Annotated in this window: 22 protein-coding genes; 8 read left to right on the top strand and 14 right to left on the bottom strand. The window is 68.9% G+C overall.

Annotated elements, in window-relative coordinates; genetic code table 11:
- Window positions 1–183: 183 nt before the first annotated feature.
- Genes JOD64_RS28305 through JOD64_RS28295 form a run of 3 tightly spaced genes read right to left on the bottom strand, consistent with a single transcriptional unit; the run spans window position 184 to window position 2485 of the window.
- Window positions 184–840, bottom strand: coding sequence for an RraA family protein (locus JOD64_RS28305; RefSeq protein WP_204945041.1), 657 nt, complete (start codon window positions 838–840; stop codon window positions 184–186).
- Window positions 837–1553 carry a PIG-L deacetylase family protein gene (locus JOD64_RS28300; protein WP_204945040.1) on the bottom strand — a complete coding sequence of 239 codons (717 nt, stop codon included), beginning with the start codon at window positions 1551–1553 and terminating at the stop codon, window positions 837–839. The genes JOD64_RS28305 and JOD64_RS28300 overlap by 4 nt, the downstream gene beginning before the upstream one ends.
- On the bottom strand, window positions 1550–2485 hold the full coding sequence (locus JOD64_RS28295) for a DUF6282 family protein (RefSeq protein ID WP_204945039.1): 936 nt from the start codon (window positions 2483–2485) through the stop codon (window positions 1550–1552). The genes JOD64_RS28300 and JOD64_RS28295 overlap by 4 nt, the downstream gene beginning before the upstream one ends.
- 245 nt (window positions 2486–2730) lie before the next feature.
- Here JOD64_RS28295 and JOD64_RS28290 point away from each other — a divergent pair, with 245 nt between their 5' ends.
- Entirely contained in the window at window positions 2731–3747 is a 1017-nt protein-coding gene (locus JOD64_RS28290; RefSeq protein WP_239559700.1) for an ABC transporter substrate-binding protein, read from the top strand.
- 79 nt (window positions 3748–3826) lie between these two features.
- Window positions 3827–4606, top strand: a complete 780-nt coding sequence (locus JOD64_RS28285; protein WP_204945038.1) for an ABC transporter permease — start codon at window positions 3827–3829, stop codon at window positions 4604–4606.
- A 112-nt stretch (window positions 4607–4718) separates the two neighbouring features.
- Here the strand turns inward: JOD64_RS28285 and JOD64_RS28280 are convergent, their stop codons facing one another.
- Genes JOD64_RS28280 through JOD64_RS28265 form a run of 4 tightly spaced genes read right to left on the bottom strand, consistent with a single transcriptional unit; the run spans window position 4719 to window position 10248 of the window.
- Window positions 4719–7043: a beta-xylosidase/alpha-l-arabinosidase gene (locus tag JOD64_RS28280; RefSeq protein WP_204945037.1), complete on the bottom strand. Its 2325-nt coding sequence runs from the start codon at window positions 7041–7043 to the stop codon at window positions 4719–4721.
- 39 nt (window positions 7044–7082) lie between these two features.
- Window positions 7083–7949, bottom strand: a complete 867-nt coding sequence (locus JOD64_RS28275) for a carbohydrate ABC transporter permease (protein ID WP_307813741.1) — start codon at window positions 7947–7949, stop codon at window positions 7083–7085.
- Window positions 7946–8944 carry a carbohydrate ABC transporter permease gene (locus tag JOD64_RS28270; protein ID WP_204945035.1) on the bottom strand — a complete coding sequence of 333 codons (999 nt, stop codon included), beginning with the start codon at window positions 8942–8944 and terminating at the stop codon, window positions 7946–7948. The genes JOD64_RS28275 and JOD64_RS28270 overlap by 4 nt, the downstream gene beginning before the upstream one ends.
- Window positions 8941–10248, bottom strand: a complete 1308-nt coding sequence (locus tag JOD64_RS28265) for an extracellular solute-binding protein (RefSeq protein WP_204945034.1) — start codon at window positions 10246–10248, stop codon at window positions 8941–8943. The genes JOD64_RS28270 and JOD64_RS28265 overlap by 4 nt, the downstream gene beginning before the upstream one ends.
- Window positions 10249–10388: 140 nt before the next feature.
- Between JOD64_RS28265 and JOD64_RS28260 the strand changes: the two genes are divergently transcribed.
- Window positions 10389–11393, top strand: coding sequence for a LacI family DNA-binding transcriptional regulator (locus JOD64_RS28260; RefSeq protein ID WP_204945033.1), 1005 nt, complete (start codon window positions 10389–10391; stop codon window positions 11391–11393).
- Window positions 11394–11464: 71 nt separating this feature from the next.
- On the opposite strand, the gene JOD64_RS28255 is transcribed toward JOD64_RS28260, so the two are convergent.
- The 3 genes from JOD64_RS28255 to JOD64_RS28245 form a co-directional block, all read right to left on the bottom strand.
- A complete protein-coding gene (locus JOD64_RS28255) occupies window positions 11465–11986 on the bottom strand; it encodes a serine hydrolase (RefSeq protein ID WP_307814002.1) in 522 nt (173 codons plus the stop codon).
- A gap of 35 nt (window positions 11987–12021) precedes the next feature.
- Complete coding sequence (locus tag JOD64_RS28250) at window positions 12022–12768, bottom strand: hypothetical protein (protein WP_204946294.1); 747 nt, start codon at window positions 12766–12768, stop codon at window positions 12022–12024.
- Window positions 12769–12855: 87 nt separating this feature from the next.
- Window positions 12856–16374, bottom strand: coding sequence for an ALF repeat-containing protein (locus tag JOD64_RS28245; RefSeq protein ID WP_204945031.1), 3519 nt, complete (start codon window positions 16372–16374; stop codon window positions 12856–12858).
- A gap of 343 nt (window positions 16375–16717) precedes the next feature.
- Between JOD64_RS28245 and JOD64_RS28240 the strand changes: the two genes are divergently transcribed.
- Window positions 16718–17203 carry a hypothetical protein gene (locus tag JOD64_RS28240; RefSeq protein ID WP_307813740.1) on the top strand — a complete coding sequence of 162 codons (486 nt, stop codon included), beginning with the start codon at window positions 16718–16720 and terminating at the stop codon, window positions 17201–17203.
- Window positions 17204–17409: 206 nt separating this feature from the next.
- On the opposite strand, the gene JOD64_RS28235 is transcribed toward JOD64_RS28240, so the two are convergent.
- The 3 genes from JOD64_RS28235 to JOD64_RS28225 form a co-directional block, all read right to left on the bottom strand.
- Window positions 17410–18519 carry a pyridoxal phosphate-dependent aminotransferase gene (locus JOD64_RS28235; RefSeq protein ID WP_204945030.1) on the bottom strand — a complete coding sequence of 370 codons (1110 nt, stop codon included), beginning with the start codon at window positions 18517–18519 and terminating at the stop codon, window positions 17410–17412.
- A gap of 222 nt (window positions 18520–18741) precedes the next feature.
- Complete coding sequence (locus JOD64_RS28230; protein WP_204945029.1) at window positions 18742–19221, bottom strand: GNAT family N-acetyltransferase; 480 nt, start codon at window positions 19219–19221, stop codon at window positions 18742–18744.
- A 162-nt stretch (window positions 19222–19383) separates the two neighbouring features.
- On the bottom strand, window positions 19384–19851 hold the full coding sequence (locus JOD64_RS28225) for an SAM-dependent methyltransferase (protein ID WP_204945028.1): 468 nt from the start codon (window positions 19849–19851) through the stop codon (window positions 19384–19386).
- 498 nt (window positions 19852–20349) lie between these two features.
- On the opposite strand from JOD64_RS28225, the gene JOD64_RS28220 reads away from it, so the two are divergent.
- The 4 genes from JOD64_RS28220 to JOD64_RS28205 all read left to right on the top strand — a co-directional run bounded on the left by JOD64_RS28220 (window position 20350) and on the right by JOD64_RS28205 (window position 24112).
- The gene (locus JOD64_RS28220; RefSeq protein ID WP_204945027.1) at window positions 20350–21327 is read left to right on the top strand and encodes an ABC transporter ATP-binding protein; all 978 of its coding nucleotides are present in this window, start codon (window positions 20350–20352) and stop codon (window positions 21325–21327) included.
- 15 nt (window positions 21328–21342) lie between these two features.
- The gene (locus JOD64_RS28215; RefSeq protein ID WP_204945026.1) at window positions 21343–22101 is read left to right on the top strand and encodes an ABC transporter permease; all 759 of its coding nucleotides are present in this window, start codon (window positions 21343–21345) and stop codon (window positions 22099–22101) included.
- 31 nt (window positions 22102–22132) lie between these two features.
- Window positions 22133–22915 (top strand): ABC transporter permease, encoded by a 783-nt coding sequence (locus tag JOD64_RS28210; protein ID WP_204945025.1) that lies wholly within the window; start codon window positions 22133–22135, stop codon window positions 22913–22915.
- Window positions 22916–23434: 519 nt separating this feature from the next.
- Window positions 23435–24112 (top strand): TMEM175 family protein, encoded by a 678-nt coding sequence (locus tag JOD64_RS28205; RefSeq protein ID WP_307813738.1) that lies wholly within the window; start codon window positions 23435–23437, stop codon window positions 24110–24112.
- Between the two features lie 8 nt (window positions 24113–24120).
- Here the strand turns inward: JOD64_RS28205 and JOD64_RS28200 are convergent, their stop codons facing one another.
- Window positions 24121–25299 carry a MalY/PatB family protein gene (locus tag JOD64_RS28200; protein WP_204945024.1) on the bottom strand — a complete coding sequence of 393 codons (1179 nt, stop codon included), beginning with the start codon at window positions 25297–25299 and terminating at the stop codon, window positions 24121–24123.
- Between the last annotated feature and the right edge of the window lie 5 nt (window positions 25300–25304).

Genomic DNA, 25304 nt, shown 5'->3' with positions numbered 1-25304 from the left:
GGCGGTGCGCCCGCCCGACCTGGGTGAGAAATCGTTAACCGATCAGCCGGCTGAGTGGGCTGCCGACGACCACGCCCGCCTTCCCGCGTCTCTACGTCAGCCGCTTCCGCGACCCGACCGGCGACCTGTGGTGGATCCACCACATGCTGCTGGTCGGCGGCCTCGACGGTCGGCGGCTCCCGCTCAGCCGGCGGCCTCGTCCTGCGCCCGCAAGCCGTGCAGGTCGTAGCTGAACTCACCGGCCTCCAGCCGGGCCCGCAACCGGGTCTCCTTCTCGATCCGACTCCGCGTCGCGGCGGCCACCTCGACCGCACTCCCCCGCGCCACGACCACGGCACCGTCTGCGTCGAGGACCACCACGTCCCCCGGGTTGACGGTCGCCCCACCCACCCGGACCGCGACGTCGAGCGAGCCCCGCTCGCGCTTGGTCGCGCCTCGTACCCGTTGCCACCGGGCCCAGATCGGCAGCCCGAGTTCTCGGAGCTCGTCCACGTCGCGCACCGCGGCGTCCACGAGTAGGCCCGCCGCGCCGGCGACCTTGGCCTGGGTGGCCAGCAACTCGCCGATCAGGGCGACCGGGGTGGGCTCGGGCATGGTCAGCACGAGGACCTCCCCGGGGCGTACCACCGTCATCGCCTCGTGCACGGCGCGGTTGTCGTCCTGACCGCAGCGGACGGTCCGGGCCACGCCGGCGACCCGGGTGCCCGGCACGATCTGGACAAGATCGACGTCGATGAGGCCACACCGGCCAGCGGCCTCGAAGACGGTCGCCACCCCGCCGGCAGTCAACGTCTCGATCACGCCCGGCCCGACGACCGCCGCGTCACGATTCTCGCTCACAGTGCACCCACCACCGTCGGGATCAATCGCTGGAACGCCTCGGCCTGCCGAATGGTGGCGTCACCGGTCACCCGGCGGGCGTGGTTGCCACGCTGATCGGCCCGCTGCGTGTAGTACTCACGTAGGTAGCCCTGGGCACCCATCGACGCCATCGCCTCCTGCTTGGCCGGCATCACATCGGTGATGTCGACGAAGACGGTGGGAACGAACCCGCACAGCTCGGGCTGGTGCGGTTCGAAGACCAGGAACTCCGAGGGCGGGGCGGTCCGGAAGCCGCTGGACACCCCGGCTCCCGCGGTGAGCTGCCGGGCGGTCGCCACCGCGCTGTGCGCCACCGGGTGATCCGGGTTGAACGGGTCACGGTCCGGGTGGGTGAGCACCACGTGCGGGGCGTACTCCCGCATCAGTGCGGCCAGCCGGTCGATGTCCTCGTCTCTGATCCGCAGGGGGTAGTCGCCCCGATCGAACGTCTCCAAGCGGGCGCCGACCGCGGCGGCCGCGCGCTCCGCCTCCGCGTGCCGCAGTCGCTTGACGTTCTCGACCGTCTGGTTCGGGTCCTTCCACAGCTCGCCGGACTCGCCCCGCTCACCGTAGGAGAGGGCGAGCACGACGGCCTCACCACCCGCCGCGGTGTGCTTGGCGATCGCCCCTGCGGCACGCCAGACGAAGTCGGCCGAGTGGGCACCCACCACGAGCATTCGCCGCGCGCTCATGCTGGCACCGTCGCCGTGGGCGTCGCCAGGCGACGCGAGTTGACCACCGCCATGACGTGGATCTCCTCATCGGTGAAGCCGGCGTCGAGCAAGCGGTCGGCGAAGAGCGCCAGACCGTCCTCGACCGGCGGGTTGAAGGGTTGCCCGAGGTCACTGGAGAGGACGGAGTGGGCCACCCCGACCGCACGAATGGTGGCGAAGAGCTCCACCCAGGCGACCTTGCCCGAGTGCGGGGTGGTGAAGCAGCGTTCCAACAGGGCGCCCGCCTCGGCCAACTCCCGCTGCTGCTCGGCCGGCAGCCGCTGGGAGGTGAACTCGGGATGGGTGACCACGATTCGGCGTACCCCTTCTTCGTGGGCGGCTTGGACCACGCTGACGATCTCGGCGCCGCTGAGGTGGCCGGTGGCGAGCGCGATGTCGTGTCGGGCGATCACCCGCAGCACCTGGCGTACCCGGTCGAGGACACGTCCCTCGTCATCGACGACGTCGACGGGCTCCGGCACGATGCCCTGGCTGTGCAGGTCGGCTTGGAACGCCCCCCACATCGCGGGTGTGGCACCGGGCAGATCGGTGGCGGTGCTGCGCCGCTGGTTTCCGGAATCCACCGTGGGCATCCAGACGATCCGCGCGCCCTGCCGTGCGGCGACTTCGACGGCGACCGGGTTGATGCCACCCATGGCGCCGTTGAGAGTGATCGCGCCGAGCGCCTCGACGCCGGGGACCACCTTGCGGACGACCGCCGCCCGTTCGGCGGTGGCCACGTAATGGGACTTGAGGACGAAGCCGGCGAGCCCGACGTCGACGCACCGGTACGCCAGATCGACATCGTCGATGCGCCGCGCCATCACGTCGGGGGCCACGTGTACGTGCGTGTCGTAGGCGCCGCGGACCAGGGCGCGGGCCCGGGCGGACGGGACAGGGTGATCAGACATCGTGCTCCTTCGTGGGGATCTGCGCCTTTGCGGTCTGACCGTCCATTGTCAACCAATCGCCAGCTGCGGGAACGTCTCCCTCGCAGGGTTCATGGACAGGTGTCTGCAAATCGTTCCGGTGACAGCCATGGCAACTTTCATCTACGATCATTGATCGACGAGAGCAATGTGGACGGAACTGCCTCATGCGAACCGTGTCGGCATGGCGCACGCCTTCCCCGAGACTTTCAAGCTGGAGGCATCACATGGTCAAGCGCTCTCGCATGCTGGTGATGACGCTGCTCGCCGCGGCCCTCGCCGTGACCGGTTGCAGCGGTACCGATGACAAGGGCGGCGACCCGACCGGCAAACCCACCGACAATGTCGCCTACATAACCGCCTTCGGCGCGGTGGGTCGGGATGCGTTCGCCTGGGTGGCGAAGGAAAAGGGTTACTTCGCCGAGGTCGGCATCGAGGTCGACATCAAGGAGGGCGCTGGCAACCAGCAGAACCTGACGGCCCTCAAGTCCGGTCAGGTCCAGTTCGCCGCGCTCGACTTCACCGGTGCCGTGATTCAAGCAGGTAAGGGTGAGTTCACTGACTGGCGGGCCATCGCCGCCGTGCACCAGCAGACGCTGATCTCGGTGATGACCACCACGGACACCAACATCACCACCCCCAAGGACCTGCAGGGCAAGACGATGGCGACCGGCGCCGGATCGGTGACCGAGCTGCTCTTCCCGGCGTACGCCCGGCTGGCCGGCTTCGACCCGAAGACGGTGAAGATCGAGGGCGTCCAGGCCACGGCGCTCAACGGACTCATGGCAAGCCGGAAGGTCGACGCGCTGGGCACGTTTTTGCTCAGCCGCGGCGCACTGCAGGTCGCCTCCAAGAAGGAGGTTGTGGTGCTGCCCTACAGCGACTATCTGCGGGACCTCTTCGGCAACGCGATCATCACCACTCCCTCACTCATCGAGAAGGACCCCGACCTGGTGCAACGATTCACCGACGCGGTGCTCAAGGGGCTGCAGTACAGCATCGAGCACCCGGACGAGGCCGCGGCGATCCTCAACAAGGTGAAGCCCACCTATTCCGTGGCAGCGGGCAAGGGCGAGATCGATGCGATGTCCCCCCACGTTCGCCCCGCGAGTGGCGCCCCGATCGGCTTCATGGATGAGAAGCAGGTGGCTCAGACCATCACCATTCTGCAGGGCGCCAACCTGATTCCGCCCGGCTTGACTCCGGAGAAGGTCGTGGACCTGAGGTTCGTGAAGAAGTCCTGACGGAAGGCATCACCCCACGGAGCCACCGCACGTCGGCCGTGGCCCGTGCGGCCCACTCTCGAACCTCAGGAAGATCATCGTGACTGACAGTTCCCCGCCGTCACAACGCTGGCCGCACGTCGGGCTACCCACCCTCGGTGCGGTGCTGACGATCGCGCTCTGGTGGCTGGGCACCTGGGCCTTCGACATCGAGCCGTTCTTCCTGCCCGCACCTCCGGACGTGGTCGACGCGTTCGTCCGGCTCCCCGGCTACCTCGCCGAGCAGACCCTGGTCACCTTCTTGGAGACGGTCATCGGGTTCGGGATCGCGAGCGTGGGTGGGCTCCTGCTCGCCGTCCTGCTCGCGGCGTCCCGGACAGTCGAGCGGATGGCCCTCCCCATGATCGCCGGAGTCAACGCGGTGCCGAAGGTGGCCCTCGCGCCGCTGCTCCTGGTCTGGATCGGGTTCGGCTACGAAACCAAAGTCGTGATGGTCGTGCTGCTCTGCTTCTTTCCGATCCTGGTCTCGACCATGGCCGGGCTGACCTCGACCCCGAACGAACTCGGCGAACTCGCCCGGTCCCTCTCCGCCTCGTGGTGGCAGACCTTCGTGAAGGTTCGACTCCCGTGGGCCCTGCCGCAGGTCTTCGTCGGACTGAAGGTCGCGACCTCACTGGCCATCATCGGCGCGACCATCGGCGAGGTGATCAACCCCGAGGCCGGGCTCGGTGCGGTGATCGCCAGCTCCGGCCAGTCCGCCGACACTCCACTCGCGTTCGCGGCGCTGACCCTGCTCGCAATCATGGGCGCGCTGCTCTTCTACCTGATGGCCGGCCTCGAACGGCTCGTCGCCCCGTGGGCGCGGGCGATCTCGTCGTAGTCTCGACCGCACGTACCCGGTGGATCAACCTCGCGTACAGCAGCACCAGGGGAACCGGCACGCGGACGATGCCGGCCCGCCGGCGTCCCCAGCGGACGCCGGCGGACCGGGTTCAGCGAATATCCGCGGTGGTCCAGCGCGGGGACGCGTTGGAAACCGGGACGGTGTCACCGACCAGCGTGGTCATCGCCTGTGTGTCCCGCTGCGCGCTGGTACCGACCCAGAGTTCGACGTCGCCGGGCTCCACGACCCGGGTGAACGTGCGGTCGGAGAAGGCCAGGCGGGTGGTGGGCACCGTCAGCTCGACCGTGACGGACTGGCCCGGCTCCAGGTGGACGCGCCGGTAGCCGAGCAGCTGCGCCACCGGCCGGGTCACCGAGGCCACCAGGTCGCGACCGTAGAGCTGGACCACGTCGTCGCCAGCGACCGTGCCGGTGTTCGTCACCCGCACCGTCACGCCTACCGCCCCATCGGTGGGCACCGTGGTGGGCACGGTGAAATCGGTGTACGCGAATGTCGTGTAGGACAGGCCGTGGCCGAATGGCGCCACAGGCGTCGCCGGCAGGTTGGTCACCTCGTTGCCCGCACCGAGGGTGGGGTGCAGGTACGAGTACGGCTGCGCGCCGGCCGACCCCGGCAGGGTGACCGGCAGCCGGCCCGACGGGTTGACCCGCCCGGAGAGCACCCCCGCGATCGCACCGCCGCCCTCCTCGCCCGGGAAGAACGCCTGCACCACCGCCGCGCAGCGCGAAAGCGCCCAACCGACCGTGTACGGCCGGCCGGTGACCAGCACGAGGACAACGGGTGTGCCGGTTGCCAGCACCGCCTCGACCAGTTCGCGCTGGACGCCGGGCAGCTCCAGGTCGTCCCGGTCGCAGCCTTCACCGACCGTGCCGCGTCCGAAGAGGCCGGCGTGGTCACCAACGACCAGGACGGCGACATCCGCCGCGGCGGCCGTGGCGACAGCCTCGTCGAACCCGGATCGGTCGTCGGTGTCCACGTCGCAGCCGCGCGCCCAGGCGACGAGGTCGCCGCCGAACTCGACCCGCATGGCGTCGAGCACGGTCGGCACCTCGATACCGGTCTCCACGCCGGGATGCTGGACGAGGACGTGGTTGAGGAACGAGTAGCACCCGAAGAGCGCACCCTGCCGGTCGGCGTTCGGGCCGATGAGGGCCACCCGTCGCCCCGCCGGCAACGGCAACGCGCCCTGGTTGGCGACCAGCACGATCGATTCCTCGGCGAGCCGGCGGGCGATCGACCGGTGTTCGGGCGAGTCGAGGTCGATCGCCTGGGGCGGCTCGTCGGCGAAGGTCGCGTCGAGCAGACCCAGGTCCTGCTTCTGGCGCAGCACCCGCAGCACCGCGCGGTCGATGAGCGCCTCGTCGACCTTGCCCGCCCGCACCGACTCCCGCAGGGTCAGATAGGCGTCGCCGGTCGGCAGTTCGACGTCGACGCCGGCGCTCAGCGCCTGGCCGGCCGCCTCCGCGTGGTCGCTCGCCACGTGGTGCAGCAGGTTCAGGAACGCGACCCCGTAGTAGTCGGCCACCACCGTGCCGTCGAAGCCCCACCGGTCCCGCAGGACACCGGTCAGCATCGTCGGGTCGGCGGCGACGGGCACCCCGTCGATCTCCGTGTACGAGTGCATGACACTGCGGGCGTCGCCGTCGATGATCGCCATCTCGAACGGCAGGAGCAGTACGTCGGCCAGTTCCCGGCGGCCGACGTGCACCGGGGCGAAGTTGCGCCCGGCGCGCGAGGCGGAGTAGCCGGCGAAGTGCTTGAGGGTGGCGTGCACCCCCTGCGACTGCAGGCCGCGCACGTACGACGTGCCGATGGTGCCGACCAGGTACGGGTCTTCGGAGATGCACTCGTCCACCCGGCCCCAGCGGGGGTCACGGATCACGTCGAGCACCGGTGAGAGCCCCTGGTGGATGCCCAGGGCCCGCATCGAGGCGCCGATCGCCGTGGCCATCTCGGTGACCAGTTCGGGGTCGAACGCGGCCCCCCAGGCCAGCGGGGTGGGGAAGGTTGCCGCCTTCCACGCCGACAGCCCGGTGAGGCACTCCTCGTGAACGATCGCCGGGATGCCCAGCCGGGTCCCCGTGACGAGGTCCCGCTGGAACTTCCACAGCCAGGACGCGCGTGCCGCCGCGTCCACGGGGCGGGTGCCGTAGGCGCGGGTGAGGTGACCGAGCCCGTGCCGGGAGAAGTCTTCGAGCTTGAAGACGTCGCCGAACTCTCCCTGCAGCGGTGCGACCGCCTCGCCGTCCTCCTTCTCCCAGAAGCCGACGAGCTGGGCGATCTTCTCCTCGATCGTCATCCGGCCAAGCAGATCGCGCAGGCGTGCTTCGCCGCCGTGCCCGTCCGGTCGGCCGTGGTCCCGACCTGTCTGGGCCGGCGCCGGCCCGTCCACCAGCGTGTGGACCTCAGTCATGCTGTGCCTTTCTCTGGTCGTGCCCCGTACCGCTGCCGCTCAGCCCTTGACCGCACCCTGCAGGCCACCGACGATCTGCTTCTCCGCGAGCGTGAAGAAGAGCAGTGCCGGCAGCATCGCCAGCGAGGTGAAGGCGAGGACGCCTGCTGTGTCGGTGGAGTACTGGCTGGAGAAGTTCTGCACCCCCAGCGGCAGGGTGTGCAGGTTGACGTCGCTGAGGACGAGCAGCGGCAGCAGGAACGAGTTCCAACTCGCCACGAACGCCAGGACGCCAACAGTGACGAGCGCGGGCCGCGACAGCGGCATCGCGACCCGCCAGAGGAAACCGAGCCGACTCGCACCGTCGATGGCGGCCGCGTCCTCCAACTCTCTCGGGATCGCCGACAGGAACGGTCGCAGGATCACGATCGTCAGTGGCAGCGAGAAGGCGACCTGCGGGAGGATCACCGCGTAGTAGGAGTTGATCAGGTTCAGGTCACGCAGCATGAGGTAGAGCGGCAGGATCGCCGCCCCGGCCGGGAACAGCAGGCCGAGCGTGAAGAAGGTGTAGAGCCCCTCCCGCCCGCGGAAGGAGTAGCGGGCGAGCACGAACGCCGCGGCCAGCCCGAGCACGACGACGGCGAGCGTGGTGCCGAGGGAGATGACCGCGCTGTTGAACGCCTGCTGCCAGAAGTTGCTCTGGGTCAGCACCCTTATGTAGTTGTCGAAGACGAACGGGTCGGGCAGGCCGGCCGGGTTCGCGACGATCTGCGGAGTGGTGCGGAAACCGCCGATGACCACGTAGATGACAGGGCCGATCGACACCGCCGCGACCGCGAGCGCGAGCGCGTAGGTCAGCGGCGTGCCCCAGGACACCTGACGGCGCCCGGGGGACGGGGAGCGAACGGAGTTCACAGCCATCGTCACTTCGCCCTTCCGGTGATGGCGCCCTGGATGTCGCGGCGAAGCAGGAACCGCTGGAACAGCAGCGCCGCCACGAAGGAGATGACGAACAGGATTACCGCCACGGCGTTGCCGTAGCCCCACAGCCGGGCGAAGAACCCGTTGTCGACCATGTACGTGGCCATGGTGGCGGATGCGCCGAGCGACCGCACCGCGGGCACCGAGGTCACCCAGATCATGTCGAAGATCTGCAGTGAGCCGATCATGGACAGGAACATCCAGATCCGGATCGTCGGGCCGAGCAGCGGGATCGTGACGTGCCGTTGGATCTGCCACCAGCTCGCGCCGTCGATGGCCGCCGCCTCGGTCAGCTCGTCGGGCACGTTGGACAGCCCGGCGAGGAGCAGGATGATGGCGAAGCCGACGTACTTCCAGGTGAGCACGGCCAGCAGGGTCCAGATGACCAGGTCCAGGTCGGCGAGCCAGGCGTGCACCAGACCGCCCATGCCCAGTGACCGCAGCAGCGCGTCGACCGTGCCGTCGCCGGTCAGGAGCAGCTTCCACATGATGCCGACGGTGACCTCGGCGAGCACGTACGGCACGAACACCAGCAGGCGGAACACGGCGCGCCCACGGAAGCGACGGTTGAGCAGCAGGGCGATGCCCAGGGCGATCGGACCCTGAATCAGCAGCGACCCGAACACGATGATGGCGTTGTTGCGCAACGCGTCGAGGAAGATCGGATCCTGGAAGGCGAGGGTGTAGTTCCTCAGGCCGACGAACTCGGTGGGAGGGCCGACCCCGCGCCACCGAAACAGGCTGTAGTAGACCGCGAAGCCCATCGGCACCAGCACGAACATCACGTAGATGACGACGGCCGGCGTGGTGAGCCCGATGATCTCGTACCACTTGCGGCGGGTCTCGGCTCGGCGGGCGGACGCGCGCCCGGCCCCGTCGGGGCCCGCCGGCGACGCGGAAGCGCCGCCGGCGGGCATACGGATCTGGTTGGCGGAGGTCACTTGCTTGCGGCCGCCTTCATCCCTGAGACGACCTTCTCAGGCGTCCCGTTGCCGGCGAAGATAGCGACGACCGCGTCGTTCATCGCGGTGCCGATGGTGCTGCCGTACGCCGTGTCCAGCCAGAGCTGGACGTAGCTCGCTGCGGCGGTGGCGTCCGAGATGGACTTCAGCGCGGGGTCCTTCACGCCGACCTCGGCGCCCTTGACGACAGGCAGGCCCGTGCCCGTCTCGGCATAGCCCTTCTGCACCTCGGGGCTCACGATGTACTTGAGGAACTCGACGCACTCGGCCGGGGCGTTCTTGGAACAGGCGAACCCGTCGCCACCGCCGAGGGCCGCCTTCGGGTCACCCGGGGATCCGGCGATCGCCGGCACCGGGAACCAGCCGAGGAACTTCGCGACCTTCGCCGGGTCCGTGGCGACGGTGTCCAGCGTGCCGCGGTTCCAGTCACCCATGAGCTCCATCGCGGCCTTGCCGTTGGCGAGCATGCCGTTGGCGCTGGTCGGGTCGTTCTGGCCGGGCGTGGCGATGAAGTTGGGCTGGAACGGCTTGGTGTCGATGAAGGTCTTCAGGTCCTGGCCGGCCTTCAGGAAGCACGGGTCGTCGAAGGTCTTGTCCTTCGCCGCCTTCTTCAGGGTGTCGACAGAGCAGGCGCGTAGCGCCATGTTGTACCACCAGTGCGCGGCCGGCCACTTGTCACCGGCGCCCACGGCGATCGGGACGACGTTGATCGCCTTGAGCTTGGTGACCGCGGCGTTGAGCTCTTCGAAGGTGGTCGGCGGTGCCGCGATGCCCGCACTGGCGAACATCTCCTTGTTGTACCAGATGCCCTCGATGCCCATCCGGAACGGCAGACCGTACTGCTTGCCGTTCACCTGCCAGATTTCCGCAGGACTTCCGATGCTGGCGACCTCGGTCTTGGTCTGGTCGGTGATCTCCTTGAGGTAGTCGGCCTCCACCTGCTCGCTCATCTCGCCACCGCCCCAGGTCATGAAGAGGTCCGGCGGGTCGCTGCTCAGCAGCGCGGCGGGGATCCGGGTGCGCTGGAGCTGGTTCGTCTCGATCGCCTCGATCTCGATCTTGACCGTGGAGTGGAGTGCGGAGAAGTCCTTGGCGACCTTCTCCCAGTAGGTTTTGCCAGGCCCGTCCTGTGAGGCGTTGTGCCACCAGGTCAGGGTCACCGGGTTCTTGTACAGCTCGCTCTGAGGGGCTGCCTCGTCGCCACCGCCACTACACCCGGTGACAACGAGAACACTTGTCATTAGCAGTGCCAGAACGGCACCCGCACGTCGCTTCGTTGCCATCGATGTCTCCTCGACTACTCAGTCGCGGTACTCGGCTTTCCGGCGAAGTTTTACAGTCATGTAACTTGATGTCAATCGGTATCGATAACGTTTTCGAGTCGCTCGTGACGCGGCCCAGCGGGCGGCCTATCATCATCGGCGTGGTCTTTCAGGAGCGCGTCAAGATGTCGGATGTCGCACGCACAGCCGGCGTCTCGGTCGCGACCGTATCGAAGGTCGTAAACGGCCGATACGGCGTGGCCCAAGCCACCGTGCTGCGCGTCCAGCAGGTCATCCACGAGCTCGGCTACGAGGCGAGCCTGGGGGCGCAAAGCCTGCGCAGCCACCGCACCAACGTGCTCGGCATCCTGGTCGCCGAGTTCGAGCCGTTCTCGACCGAGTTGCTCAAGGGGGCGTCCCAGGAGGTCGCGGGCAGCGGATACCAGCTGCTGGCCTACTCCAGCGGTGACGGCGAGGGCGCCGCCGTGGGGTGGGAGCGGCGTTCGCTCGCCCGTCTCTCCGGCACTCTCATCGACGGGGCCGTGATCGTCACGCCGACCGTGGTCGAGACCAAGCATGGCTTCCACGTCGTGGCCGTCGACCCGCACACCGGGCCGTCCGACCTGCCCACCGTCGATTCGGACAACTTCGCCGGCGCCGTGCTGGCGACCAACTACCTACTGTCCCTCGGCCACCGACGGATCGGGCACATCAGTGGACGCGCCGACCTGAAGTCGGCGCGGCTGCGCGAGGCCGGCTTCCGCAGGGCGATGGCCGACGCGGGCGTACCGGTGGACGAGAGGCTCGTCCGCGTCGGCGGGTTCCGGATCGAGAGCGCCGCCGGCACGGCCGCGGAACTTCTCGCCCTCCCCGACCGGCCGAGCGCGATCTTCGCGGGTAACGACCTCTCCGCGATATCCACGATGGACGTGGCGCGCGGCATGGGCCTCTCGGTGCCCGACGACCTGTCGGTGATCGGCTTCGACAACGTCCCGGAGTCGGCGCTGGTGAACCCGCCGCTGACGACCATCATGCAACCGCTGCAGCGGATGGGCGCCGAGGCGTTGCGCCTGCTGGTCGACCTGATCGCCGGTGTCGAACGGGACACCCACATCCGGCTCCCCACCGAGCTGGTGATCCGTTCCTCCTGCCGCCCACTTCAGTAACGCCCGCACCGGGGCAACTGCCGGTCCACGACGCCGCCCCGCCGTGCGGCAGGCCCGCCGCACGGCGGGCGTCACCCGAAGTACGTCGACCAGAGGTTGTGGGTGGGCCAACTGGTCACCGCGCGAAAGGCACCCCACAGCGCGGGGTCGATGTCGCCGTAGGTCAGCCCGGACTCGTCGTCGCGGCGGTTGAACACGGCCGCCCAGCTCAGGCCGTGACAGGTGCGGACCACGATGCTGTACGTGCCCGGCAGGCTGCCGGTGTGCCAGGTGTTACGCCCGGTGCCGCCGGTCGTCACCGGGCGCACCTGCCAACCCAGGCCGTAATACCAGCCATTGGAGTTCACACCGGTCGGGTTCGGCACCGCCCAGGCCCGACCCAGCGAGGTGCTGTTCAAGATCGGACTGCCGGTGTCGAAGGCCGACGCCCAGCGCACCAGGTCCACGGCCGAGGCGATCCACCCGCCGTTGGCGTCGTGCAGGCGCATGTTGAACGTGCCGTACGGGGAGTCCACGATGGTGCCGGAGTTGTCCAGCACGGTTGTGCCGGTGTACTGCGACTCGTACCCGACCTCACCGCTGTGCCGAGTGATCGACGGCCTGCAGCGCGGGGTCGATGTCGATCTGGCTAGTCCGGGTAGGAGGGGTCGATCACCATCTCCCGGATCTCGTCGATGCCGGGCCAGCGCCGAGAGACCGGGTCGGTGCCGCGGCGCAGCCAGAGGGTCGTGCCGTCGGCGGCCGTCGCGGTCTCGATGACGTGGTCGGCGTCCGCCTCGATGCGGCCGGTTTCGATCGGGCCGAGGCCGAGCCTCTCCGCCTCGGTCCGCAGGTCGGCGCGGGCGAGAAACGACAGGGCGGCGCGGCCCGGGTCGACGCCGACCGCAGCGGGCTCGACGCGGGCCAGCCACGGCTCCAGCGCCTCCACGGTCCCGGCGATCGTGGTCGCCGGGACGCTGACGAAGAGCCGGGCGACCACATCGGCCTCGGCCGGCCCGATCTCCAACGTGCGGTCGGGGGTGAGGCCGGTGCCGTGGGTCGCGCCCTCCCAGCCCAAGTCCTGGTCGGCCCGGTTGATCACCAGGCGGATGGCCGGCGGGCCGGACGGGGGTACGAGGGTCTCGGCGTAGCGGACGTTCGGTGAGTAGAGGAAGTCCTGCTCGCGCCAGCCAAAGCGGTCCAGCAGCCGGTAGGCCATGGCGTGCATGGCGCGTTCCTCGTTCAGGGCGACGAGGGCGCCCGAGAGCAGCAGGTCCGCGCGTTCGACGTCGACGTCCATCCCGTCGGCGCCGATCTCGTCGGCGAGCGGAGCGTACTGGCGCAAAGTTTCGGCGGCGTTCGCGGGGCCTCGGTCCAGCCTGAGCATCGCCTTCATCGCGAACGGCGGCTTGCTCTTTTTCGACACAAGTGCTCCTTACCGATAATGGGGCCTGGCGAACCAGGCCCCATTATCCGAGAACCGTCAGTGGGTGACCCGGCCGGTCGGCGAGATGTTCGCGTGCCCCGCATCCTTGCCGAACAGGTCGAGGCTGCCCTTACCGGGTTTGAGCTGAACGTCCCACTCCTGCTGGGCAGGGTGCCAGCGCCACTGATAACCGTAGGCATCCTCGTAGCCGCCGTTTTTGATGCGGGGCTTGGCGGGATTCCACCCCTTGGGCGGCACGAAGACAATCGGGCCCTTGGTGGGCAGGCGGAGCTTTCGCGCCGCCTCGACGGCACCAGGGTTTTTCGCGTAGAACTCCGCCGCCTCCTTCAGCAAATTGTCCATGGCACCCAGTGCCCGGTTGGCGCGGGCTGCGCCGGCGTACCGCACGTTGAACGCCAGGTTGTTCACGAACTCCGCGCTGTGCGCCCGCTTGGCGAGCCAGGCGAATCCCTTGAGATCCTTTATGATCTTGGGGCCCTTGGCGGCGGCGTCGCCCGCGTACGGGAACAGAGAGATGGCCGAGAGACCGGCGCCCGACCAGTCGCCGTTCCACAGCGACATCAGCCCGGAGGCACCATCGGCGGCACCGGTCGGGTCAAAGATGCCGATCAGGTCGAGCAGGAGCTGAGCGATCTCCGAGTTGCTAATCCCCACCGATTCGGGCATCGCGCGGGTCTCAACCGGGTCGCCGGAGTCCTCCATGCCCGTCTCATCGGGTACGGGCGGCGGAGTCGGGTTCGGGTCGGAGGCGGCCCAGGCCTCGAGAAGCTTGCCCGTGGCGATCTTCATCGCGTCCAGCGCGATGCTGGCCGCCTCGGCTGCGCTCTTGCCGGCCGCGATCGCCGACGCGTGGGCCTGTGCCGCTGACTCGTACGCCGCGTTGGCGGACGAGTGCGCGGACGCGGCCGACGAGGTGGCCTGATCGGCCGAGCGCTGCGCGTCGGCCGCGGCGGCCTTGGCGTCGGCCGCAGCGTTCTTGGCGGTCTGCGCCGAGGCCGCCGCGGCGTCGGCGGACCTCTTCGCCGCAGCCGCGGCGGTGGCCGCCTGGCTGGCGTAGAGCGCGGCCGCCTTCGCCGAGTTGGCGGCCTGCGTCTTGTACTTCTCCGCGTCTGCGGCGGCGTCGTTGGCGCGGGCCGCCAACTCTGCGGCGAGCGCCGCGTCCTGGGCGGCGAGGTTCGCCGACTGCGCGGCAGCAGCGACGATGGACTGTACGGTCGCCACGTGCGCCGCAGTCTGCTCGTCGCGAAGCTTGGCGCGGTACTGCTCGACGGCCAAGAACTTCTTACCCATGGCGGTCGGGCCGGCCAGCGCCACCTTCGCGGCGGCCTGCACCTCGGGTCCGCCGGCCGCGGCGATGTCTGCGATCGCAACCCGGTCGTCGGTGGCAGCCGCAGTGTCCTTGCCGGTACGCAGGAACTGGTAAACATCCTGCGGCGTGCCCCTGAGCGCCGCCTTGCCCGCCGTCACCGTGGCCGGCCCGCCGGTGGCGATGAGGTCCGAGACCGCGATTCGGTCCTTCGTGGCTCGACCGAGGTAGTTCGGATAGGCAAGGAACTGAACGATCTCGGCGTGGCTCTTACCGAGGACCGCTTTGGCCGCCTCGGCCAGCGCCGTGTTCTCCGGGTCCTGCGAGATCAGCTCGAGCACCCGGGAACGGTCGTCCTGCGTGGCGGCCTCCTCGCGGCCGTTGAACAGGAAGGTCCGCATGGTCTCGGTGTCGCCGGCCAGGGCCTCCTCGGCGGCCTGTGCAGTCCAGGGCCCACCTTCCTCGCGCAGCAGAACAGCCGCCCGGCGACCGTTGGCCAGCATGGTCTCGGTGGACGCACCGCTCGCGGTCGCGGCCGCCAGCAGCCCGGCGGCCTCTGCTGAGACCCGCTGCGCCTCCGGCACGTCGGCCATGATGTCGGCCGGTTTGGCCTGCTCGACGACACGGGCGGCAGCCGCCTCGGCCAGGGCGTTGGCGGTGTCCGTGGTGAGGCTCTGCTCATCGGCGGCGCGCGCGGCCTGTTCGACCGTCTCGGCCTGCAGGGCCGCGTCGGCCGCGTCCTTGGCGGCGGCCAGCGCCGCGGTCGCGTGCTGGCTGGCCTTGGCGGCGGCTTCCTTGGCGGTTCCAGCGAAGTCGGCCGCGGCCTCGGCGGCGTCGGCCGCGGCGTCGGCATGGGCGGCCGAGCGCTCGGCGTACGTCTTCGCCTGGCGGGCCGCCGCAGCGGCCGTGCGGGCCAGCGACTGCGCCTCGTTCGCGGAACGGGTGGCCGAGGCTGCCAGCCGCCGTGCGCGGGCGGCCTGCTCGCGGGCCCGGGCGGCCTCGGAGTCGGCGACTGCGGCGTGCCCGGCGGCCTCGTCGGCGGCAGCAGCGGCGGCACCCGCGTTGCCCACCGCGCTCACCGCGGCGATGGCCGCGTTCGCGGCGGCGTCGGCGGCGGCCACGGCCACGTTGATGAAGTCGATGATGCTCTTGACCTGGTTGGCCGCCGCACGGGCCTGTTGGGCCGCGCTGCGGGCGGCGTCGGCCTTGTTCCTGTCACCCAACGCGGCGGCGGCCGCGTTGTAGGCGCGGGTGGCGGCCTGCCCTGCGAGCGTCGCGGCGTTGGCGGCCCGGGCGGCGGCGTGGGAGGCGATCCGGGCGGCTTGGCGCGCGGCGGAGGCGGCGGTGACCGCGTCCTGGGCCGCGTCGGCGGCCCGCCCCGCGGCGTCGGCGGCACGACCGGCCGCCGCGGTGGCCTTCTTCGCGTCGTCCTTGGCCGCCGCGGCCTCGGCCGCGGCCTTCTCCGCAGCCTTCTTCGCCGCGGCAGCGGCGGCGACTGCCTTGTCAGAGGCCTCGCGTGCCGCGAGGGTCTCTCTGGCGGCGGTCTCACGCGCCGCCCGAGCGACCTCGGCGAGCTGGGAGACCGTCATGATCTCCTGATCGCGTGCCCGTGCGACGTCCTGGCCGCGCAGGAGGAAGTAGCGGATGTCCTCGGTGGTGCCGGCCAGCGCGGCCTTCCCATCGGCCTGGACCTGCGGGCCGCCGGTGGCGATGATGTCCGCGATTCGGACCCGGTCGTCCTGGACGGCCGTGTCGTAGGAGGTGCCGAGCAGGAACGCGCGTACGGCCTCCGGCCCGTCGGCAAGGGCCTGGCGGCCCGCGATGCCGGTGGCGGCGCCGCCTGCGGCGATCGTGTCGGAGGTCCGGACCCGCAGGTCCTGCTCGAGCGGCTGTTGGTAGCCGCTGTTCAGGAACGCGTCCACCCCCGCGTCGGTGCCACTCAGGACCGGCTGGGCGGCACTGGCCATGGCGGGACCGCTGGAGGAGACCAGGTCGTCCAGACGTGCGCGCTGGTCCAACGCGCGGGCCGCGTGCTGCCCGTCGGCGACGAAGGTGCGCACTTCGTCGTCAGAGCCGGTCAGAGCCGTCGCGGCTGCCCGAGAAAGGACCGGCCCGCCTTCCCTGAGCAGGGTGACGGCTTCCGCCCGTACGGATTCGATGGGTTCCTCGGCCGCGTAGGCCGGGGCCGGCGCGAAACCGGCCGTGACCGCCGCTGCAAGGGCGGCAACCAGTGTGGATCGTATTCGCATTGTCTCCCCCGTAGTTACGCCGATCGACCACAGAGGAACGAATCGGCGCGGACGAGTCAACCGCACCGCGACGACGCTAGTCAATGTCGTGGATTGTGACCAAGGTAACAACACATAGTGATCGCGGCGGCCACCCTCGCCTGGTCGCCGGGGCACGGCGGGCGCTTGGTTCTGGGCTGAGACGGGAACTCGGCGGGCAAAAGGCCGGCACGCACCACCCGTGCCGGCTGCTATGGTCCAGATCACTTAATCGGGCGCCATGTCTATCGACGTGCCCGATTAAGGTGCTGGGGTGCCACCCTACCAATCACCGGGTGCCACAATCACGGGAGGAACAATAATCGTGCGTGCTGCCCGCAGGAACGTCGTGTTCGGAGCCCTCGTCGGAGCGGCGGTGCTCGGCGGCTCGCTGGCCTACGGCGCCTCGGTCCAGGCCGAGGCCTCCAGCTCGGAGCCCTCCAGCCTGGTCGAGGACTACAGCTACCCCGGCGCAGCTCAGATCGAGGCCGACAAGCAGATCAAGCTGCTCAAGGGTGATGGAAAGATCATGCTCGCCGAGTGCGGGTCCGCCACCGACCTCATCCAGGTGGAGTCCTACAACGACTCCTCGGAGCCTGTGTACTGCTTCAAGGTGCTCGGCTCCAGCGGATACCTGACCCTGGAGATCCCGAAGGTCTACTTCATCTGGGCTGGCGACGAGAAGGTAACCGCCACCGTCACGGTCGGCGGCGTCGAGAAGGACCCGGTTGTCGTCGCCGCGAATGATGGCGAGCCCGTCGGCGCCGAGGACCCGAAGAACCACGCGATCCTGCTCGAGCTCAGGGTCTGACATCCGGCCCGTCGTGAAATGACGGGCGCACCGGTGGCAACCGCTGGAGTCAGCGTCTCGAAGGCCATCCGTGTCGTGCTAAACAAGGCGGCTCCCGCGAAACTGGCCCGTCGGGCACGTCTCTGACATGCCCGACGGGATCCTGGTACCGAGGCCTTCAGGTGGCCCCTCCGTCGGTGCTGATGAACAGCGTGGAACGAATATGGTCAACCGCATGCGTCGAGGGCGTCGGCGACGCATGCGAGGGCCGCGCTGAAGTCGGCTGCTGAGAGGTGGCCGAAGCCCAGCCGGAAGACGCGGTCGTGCTCGCCGAACCAGGATCCCGGCGCGACTCGGGTGTCGCGCTCGGTGAGGTGGGCATAGAAGGCCGTAACCGCGTCGTCGGAGAACCGGTCTGCGGGCAGGCGTAGGCAACACATGGCGCCGCCGTCGGGGACGACGATGGCGATCGGCCGGTCCCGCGTCCAGTGCAGTAGCTCGTCGAGCGCCTCCCGGAGTCGCTTGGCCCTGGGCGCGAGGATCTCGGGCCGCTTCCGAAGTACCTGTGCGGCGAGGAATTCGTCGACTGTGGAGCAGGCGATCGTGGTCAGGAACTTGGCCTCGCGCAGTTGGTCGTAGAGCGCGGTGTTCGTCGTGGTCAACCAGCCGAGGCGTAGGCCGGGTGCGCCGTGCGCCTTGGACACCGACGAGCAGGTGACGAGTTGTGGCGACAGCGTCGCCGCCGAGCGCGGTGCCGTGCCGTCACCGTAGGTTGAATCCCGATAGGTCTCGTCAACCAGGACGACCGCGTCCGGAGCGCGCTCCTGCACGGCCGCGAGCAACGTGCGCAACTCCTGGTCGGTGAACCGGACACCAGACGGATTCTGCGGCGAAGCCAGGGACACCAGGCGTGTGCGCGGGTCGAGCTGCTCGGAGATCTGGTCCAGCGGCAACCGGTAGCCGTCGTCGAACGACAACGGCACCACGTCCACCCGCGCCCCGAGCTGTTCCGGGACCAATCGAGCCGGCGGAAAGCACGGTGTCGCCAGCAGAACCCGATCTCCTGGGGAACAGGTCGTCTGGGCCAAGAGGAACATGGCCTCAATCGCGCCGACCGTCACCAGCACCTGCTCGGCGTCCACCCCGACGTCGGCCGCTATCAGCGCTCGCAGGTCGGCAGCACCCCGTGAGGTGCCGTAGGCCAGCGGGACGGCGGCCAGCGTCGCCTCGTCGGCAAGGTCACCCAGGTTCAGCGGCGGGCAGGTGCTCTCGGCTAGGTCGTAGCGGACCGGGAGGTCGATCAGAGCGGTCATGGGGCTCGGCACGAAGGCGGTCATGACATACATCATCGGGGTTGCACGTCGGGCTGGGGCAGAGCCAACAGCGAGTAGATTTCTCCGGATCGGCTGGCTGCGTGCGCAGCCCTGCGTGCCGAATTGGCCCACCACCTCCCGGACTGGCGGGTACCCGCCGTTCCCGGCGGCCAGACCCGGTGGGTCCGCCTGCCGTGCGAGGCCGTTCATCGCCTCGCTACCGCCCGGCGCAGCTAAGAACTGGTGTCATCCGGAGGTGGTGAAGGTGAGATAGGTATCGGGGGGCCGGGTTTCGTGAGTGGGGCCGTCGTGGGTTTCCCACGAGTCCCCGACGATCTGGGTCGCCACCTGCGACCAGAACGCTTCAACGCCAGAGTTGTAACGCTGAAAGGCGATGCTCCATCGGCCTGGGAACAGAGAGATGAGCTGACCGGCTGCGGCACGACCAACGCCCGTGCGGCGCAGCGCGCGGACGACGAAGAAACTGGCGATGGACATACCGCCGTCCTCGGTCGGGTTCGTCATCACAAAGCCCGCCGTCCGGCCGGCCGCAGTGATCAGCCAAGCGCGTCGTTGCGGGTCGACACCGGCGAGAAACCGGTCGAGCGGTCGGTCGTTGAACGTGCCATCGTCATTCGGGAGGTGACCGTACGCCTCCGACAGATCATGACGGTACAACTGACCCAGATTGCCAAGCACCGCCCGGTGCGAACGGTCGACCGGCATCAGGGCGACGGGACTCGACGGCGGTCGAGTTGGAATCGCGGCTTCCCAGGGCATCCCGGCAGTCTTCCATGGCGAGAGTGCGTCCCGACCGGCTGCCGCCGCTTGGTCGAGTTGGTGGGCGGGCACGCCTGGAGCGTCGCCTTGACCAGCCCGGCTTGGCGCTCACGGCTGGAAGTACTCCGACATCACGTGGCTGACCCATTGTGGCTGCTTGACGTCCATCGGGAGGAACTCCGCCATCGTCGGCTTGAGGTCGATGACGGGGGTGCCCGAGACCGCGTCGAGGCCCACCACCGTCAATTCGCGGCCCTGGACGGATTCGATGGCGCAGCACGTCACCCCGATGCGGTTCGGTCTGCGGGGAGCGCGGCCCGCGAATACGCCAACGGGTGGGAGGTCGGAGCGGCCGCGGTAGGGGCGGGGTTCGCGGTAGTCGCCGTGTTCCGGGAACTGATCGAAGATGAAGAGGACTTCCACGTGGGAGAAGCCCTCCAGGCCCTGGAGGCACGCTTCGCCGAAGCGCTCGTCAACCGTGATCGTGCTGCGGACGGCACCCCAGTTGTCGGTGTGCTGGACATCCGTCCTGTCATTGCGGACCGTACCTATCGGGGTGACCTCGAAGCTGAGCATGACTAGAGGCTAAATTCCCGCGACAAGGGTTACGCCACCCGCAGGAGCACGCTGATCGCCAGCAGCGCCACGGCGGTGGCCCATGCGACAGGGAGCCGGCCCGAGAGGGCCGGCTCCCGCCGTTGACTACCTGTCTCGCGCGTCAGCGCGTCAAGGACTCCTGATCGGCCAGTACCAGCAGCTCGTCGGTACCGGCGGACAGGACCGTCTTGGGGTCGTCGAGCCAGACGACGTAGCCGACCGGGGGCCCAGAGGGCCCCCACAGGGCGCCTGGCGACCCGCGGCAGCCGAAACGGGTCGCGAGTGTCCAGGCGGGTTGATCCACTCCAGGTCGGCGATGTGGGGGTAACCCGGCGGGTGCGATGCCGCCATGTCGCCGACCTGGTGTCGATGCGCTGCGGGGAGCAGACCGGCCACACCAGGAGCTGATCTAGTCGTCACAAAATTTCATGGCTCTGCTCAAATCTTGCAAAGCACTGTCTAATTTTCTAGGCTGCCGTGGTGAGCGAACTTCCCCTGGTCGAGGCGAGAAATCTGACCAAGATCTATCCCGCACGCGGGTCCACAAAGGAGTTCCACGCAGTCGACGGCATCGACTTCGAGCTCCAGCGGGGCGAAGCCTTCGGCCTTCTCGGCCCTAACGGCGCCGGCAAGTCCACCACCATGCGCATGATCGCCGCGACGTCGCCGATCAGCGGCGGCAGCTTGCGTGTGCTCGGAATGGACCCGACGAAACAGGGGCCGGAAATCCGTGCCCGGCTGGGCGTCGTGACGCAGGACGACTGTCTTGACAACGAGCTCACCGTCCGGGAGAACCTGCACATCTACGGGCGATACTTCAGCCTGCCGCGGGCGGTCATCCGTGAACGCGCGAACAGACTGCTGGACTTCGCCCAGCTTCAGGAAAAGGCCGGCGACCAGGTCGAGACGCTGTCCGGTGGTATGCGCCGACGGCTGACCATTGCCCGTTCCCTGATCAACGAACCCGAGATCCTGCTGCTCGACGAGCCGACCACCGGCCTCGACCCGCAGGCTCGGCACATCCTGTGGGACCGGCTCTTCCGACTCAAGCAGGAGGGCGTCACGCTCATCCTCACCACGCACTACATGGACGAGGCCGAACAGCTCTGCGACCGGCTCATCGTCGTCGACCACGGCCGGATCGTCGCGCAAGGCTCCCCTCGCGAACTCATCAACAGGTACGCCACCAGAGAGGTTCTCGAACTCCGTTTCCACCTTGACGAACGGGACACCGCAGCGGAGAAGCTCCAGACGTCGACTTTGGCCACCGGCGGCACCGACACCGACGGCAGGGTCGAGCTACTCCCCGACCGGGTGCTCGTCTACGCCACCGACGGCGAGGCGGCCCTCTCCGCTGTGCACGCCATGTCGCTCACCCCACTCACCGCGCTGGTCCGCCGCGCGACGTTGGAGGACGTGTTCCTCAAGCTCACCGGCCGATCACTCATCGAGTAGCGGAAGAGACCACTGATGCTTCGCGCATTCGGATACTGGATCACGCTCTACCGGCGCAACTGGCGTGGCTCGATCGTGATCAGCGTGCTGAACCCGATGCTGTTCCTCATCGGCATCGGCGCCGGCTTGGGCGCCCTCGTCGACGCCAATGCCCCGGCCCAGATGGCCGGCGTCTCCTACGCGGCGTTCTTCGCTCCGGGCATGCTGGCCGCTGCCGCGATGCAGAGCGCGTTCCTGGAGGGGTCCGCTGGGGTCGCCCGGGCTGCGGGCTACGGGGCCTATCGGGGCGCCACACCGACGCCCCTCGAACCCGAGCAGCTCGCCGGCGGGCACCTGCTCTTCATCGCCTTCCGCGTGCTCATCGCCAGCGGAGCCTTCATCGCGGTGATGGCCGCATTCGGGTTGACCGGCGGATGGTGGGCTCTCGGCGCCCTGCTCGGTGCGACGCTTACCGGCGTCGCGTTCGCAGCACCGGCCGCAGCCTGGGCGGTAGGCGTGCACAAGCTGCGCCACATCGACACGATGTTCCGCTTCGTCATCATGCCGCTCTACATGTTCTCCGGCACGTTCTTCGCGGTCTCGCAGCTACCAGAGTGGATCCAACCGGTGTCCTACCTGTTGCCGCTCTGGCACGGGGTCGAGCTGTGCCGAACGCTCAGCCTCGGAACGGCGACGATCACCGGCAGCGCCGTCCACATCGCCTACCTGCTGGCGCTCGCGATCGGCGGCTTCCTGGTCGCTCGAATCACCTACCGACGGAGACTGCACCCATGACGGCCCACGTCCAGAACCCCGTGGAGACCTTATGACCACCGTCGCCACGCCCGCCTGGACGAGACGTCGAACCCTGGCTCTCGTCGAACGCAACTTCATGGTCTACCGCCGGTCGATCACGCCGCTGCTCAACGCGCTCGTGGAACCGATCCTGTACCTGTTGTCGATCGGTGTCGGCGTCGGGCTGCTCGTCGGCACGGTACCCGGGGTCGATGTCCCCTACGCCGTCTACGTGGCCCCGGCGATCCTGGCCACGACCGCGATGAACACCGCGTTCAACCAGACAAGCTTCGGCGTCTTCACCCGAATGAAAGTCGAGAAGACCTACGACGCGATCCTGCCGACACCGCTCTCCGTCACCGACATCGCCGTCGGCGAGGTCACCAGCGCGATGATCAACGCGTTGCTGACGTCGATCGGATTCCTCACCCTCATGGCGGTGGGCGGGCTGGTCACCTCGGCCTGGGTGCTACTGGCCCTACCCGCGTCGGTGCTGATCTCGTACGCGTTCGCGGCGGGCGGCCTGGCCGTCACGACGTACCTGCGCGACTTCCCCGACTTCCAGTACATCCAGCTCTTCATGTTGCCGATGTACCTTTTCGCAACGACGTTCTACCCGCTGTCGGTCTACCCGGAGGCAGTGCAGCCGCTGATCCGAGTGCTGCCGCTCTACCACAGCATCGAGCTCGTCCGCGAACCAGCGCTGGGCCGCCTCAGCTGGGATCTGCTGATCCCGGTGTTCTACCTCATCGCTTTCGGGTCGATCGCGATGTATATCGCCGTCCGCCGAATGACTCGGGCGATGCTGCGCTGACAATCGTCGGCGCGGACACCACAGGGCTGTCCCTGTGCCATCGACGAGGACTCCGCGGATGGATCAGCCGCTTCGGCGGTTACCCCACTGGCGCGGGCTCTGGACCGAGCCACGGCCGCCGAGGTGCTGTCCCTTTCCAAAGGGTTGCGGCGAGGTGCCCTTGCCCTTCGCGCGTCGGGCAGCCCGATTCGCGGGAACGGGCTGGTCGGTCTCGGCCGTGGTCGAGGCGTCGGCATCCGCCGCCTGGTCGTCTTGAACGGGCTCAGGCTCCGTCATCGGTGTCTCCCTGGATTCGTGGGGCGCCCTGCGGACCATCGGCAGCCGGCGGACGCGGACCACTCGACGCCAACCTGGGCACCTTGACGGTATCGCAACGCCGAGCCCGCCCGATCGACGGTCTCCAGCTTGCGCCGCCGCCGCGGTGATCGGCTTCGTCCCGGTGCACCTGGTATGGGCGTTCAAGGTGCCGCTGTGGCGCGGACGGTGCGGCTCTTATCTGTTCGACATTGAAGCGGTCGCGTGGCCGAGGGACAGCATAATCGTGGCGTGCATCCCAAAAGCGACATTTCGCGGTTCACGCGTCGCCCGGACCGCCTGGCGGCTTTCAGCGACGGTGTCTTCGCCATCGCCGTGACGCTTCTCGTGCTGGAGATCCAACCGCCGCACGACTTCGGCCATCTCCTGCAGGGTCTCGGGGCGTTGTGGCCGTCGTACCTGGCGTATGCGCTGAGCTTCCTGCTCGTCGGGCAGGTCTGGGTCAATCATCACGTCATGTTCGACCGTGTCCGGCACGTCGACCGCGGGGTCCTGTTCCTCAACACGTTGCTCCTGATGGTCATCGCGTTCCTGCCGTTCTCCACGTCGCTGCTCGCCGACGCGTTGCGCGCGGAGCGGGGCCTACGCACGGCGGTCGTCGTCTACGGCTCCACGCTGTGGACGGCGGCATTCCTGTTCAACATCATTTGGGCCCGTCTCCGCCGCGCCAAACTACTGGACCCCGGCCTCGGTCCCCACGGCGTCCACGCCATCGGCCGCCGATTCGCGTTCGCGCTGATCTGGATCGGCCTCGGCATCCTCGTCGGAGCGTTCGCACCGATCGCTGGCGTCGCCATCATCGCCGGCTTCCTACCCGCCTACTACCTCCCCGTCCGCGGTGAATACGGCGAGGACGACGACGCCACCGAGCGGCCGAGCTGAATGACGTCTCAGGCGACGGCGGTGGCCATTCGGCGTACCGCCTCGGTGATCAGCTCCGGCGCGGTGGCCAGATTCAGCCGGACGTGACCGCCACCGCCGGTGCCGAAGGCCAGACCGGAGTTGAGCGCCACCCGGCCACGGTCGAGGAACACCGTGGCGGGGTCGTCGCCGAGGCCCAGGGCGCGGCAGTCGAGCCAGGCGAGATAGGTGGCCTGGCCGGGGTGGTAGCGGATGGCCGGCAGATGCTCGGTGAGCAGCGCGGCGAGGAGCCGGCGGTTGTCATCCAGGCCGGTCAACAAGGCGTCGAGCCACTCGCCGCCATCGCGCAGGGCGGCGGTGTGGGCGATCACGCCGAGGTGGCTGGTGCTGACGCTGGCCTCGAACGGAACGCGGGCGAGGTCTGCGGCCGCGGCCGGGCCGGCGATCAGCAGCGCACCCCGCAGGCCGGCCAGATTCCATCCCTTGGAGGCGGACATCAGCGACAGGCCGTTCTCGGCGCCAGGCACCGAGAGGTACGGCACGAAGCGCGCTCCCCCGAGCACCACCGGAGCGTGGATCTCGTCGGCGACCACCCGCACCCCGTGCCGCTCCGCCACGTTGGCGACGGCGGCCAACTCGTCTGCGGTATGCAGGACGCCGGTCGGGTTGTGCGGGCTGCACAGCAAATACGCTGCGGGCCGTCCACCGGAGCGCGCCCGCCGGAACGCGTCCTCCAACGTGCCGAGGTCTATCCGCAGGTCTTCGCCGAGCGGCGCCTCCACGATCCGGCGGCCGGCGTGCGCCACGAACTCGTAGAACGGCGGGTAGACCGGGCAGTTGACGACCACCGCGTCCCCCGGCTCGGTGACCAGCCGCAGCGCCTCGACGACGCCGTGCATCACGTCGGGCACCAGCGCGGTGCGCTCCACGGCCAGCCCGTCCCAACCCCACCGCCGCCGGGCGAAGTCCGCCAGCGCCTGCGGGTACGCCGTGCCGGCGGTGTACCCGGTGTCGCCGCGGGAGACGGCGTCGGTGATCGCTTTCGCGACCGGCTCGGCCAGCGGCACGTCCATCTCCGCCACCCATAGCGGCAGCACGTCGTCGGGGTACTCCCGCCACTTGAGGCTCGTCCGTTGCCGGAGCTGGTCGATCGTGAGCTGGCGAAGGGGATTCACCGTGTCTCGGGCACCAATAACCACACCACTCATCGCCG

The sequence above is a fragment of the Micromonospora luteifusca genome, from assembly GCF_016907275.1.
GTDB classification, from domain to species: Bacteria; Actinomycetota; Actinomycetes; order Mycobacteriales; family Micromonosporaceae; genus Micromonospora; species Micromonospora luteifusca.
This window is presented reverse-complemented; position numbering and strand designations above follow the sequence as displayed.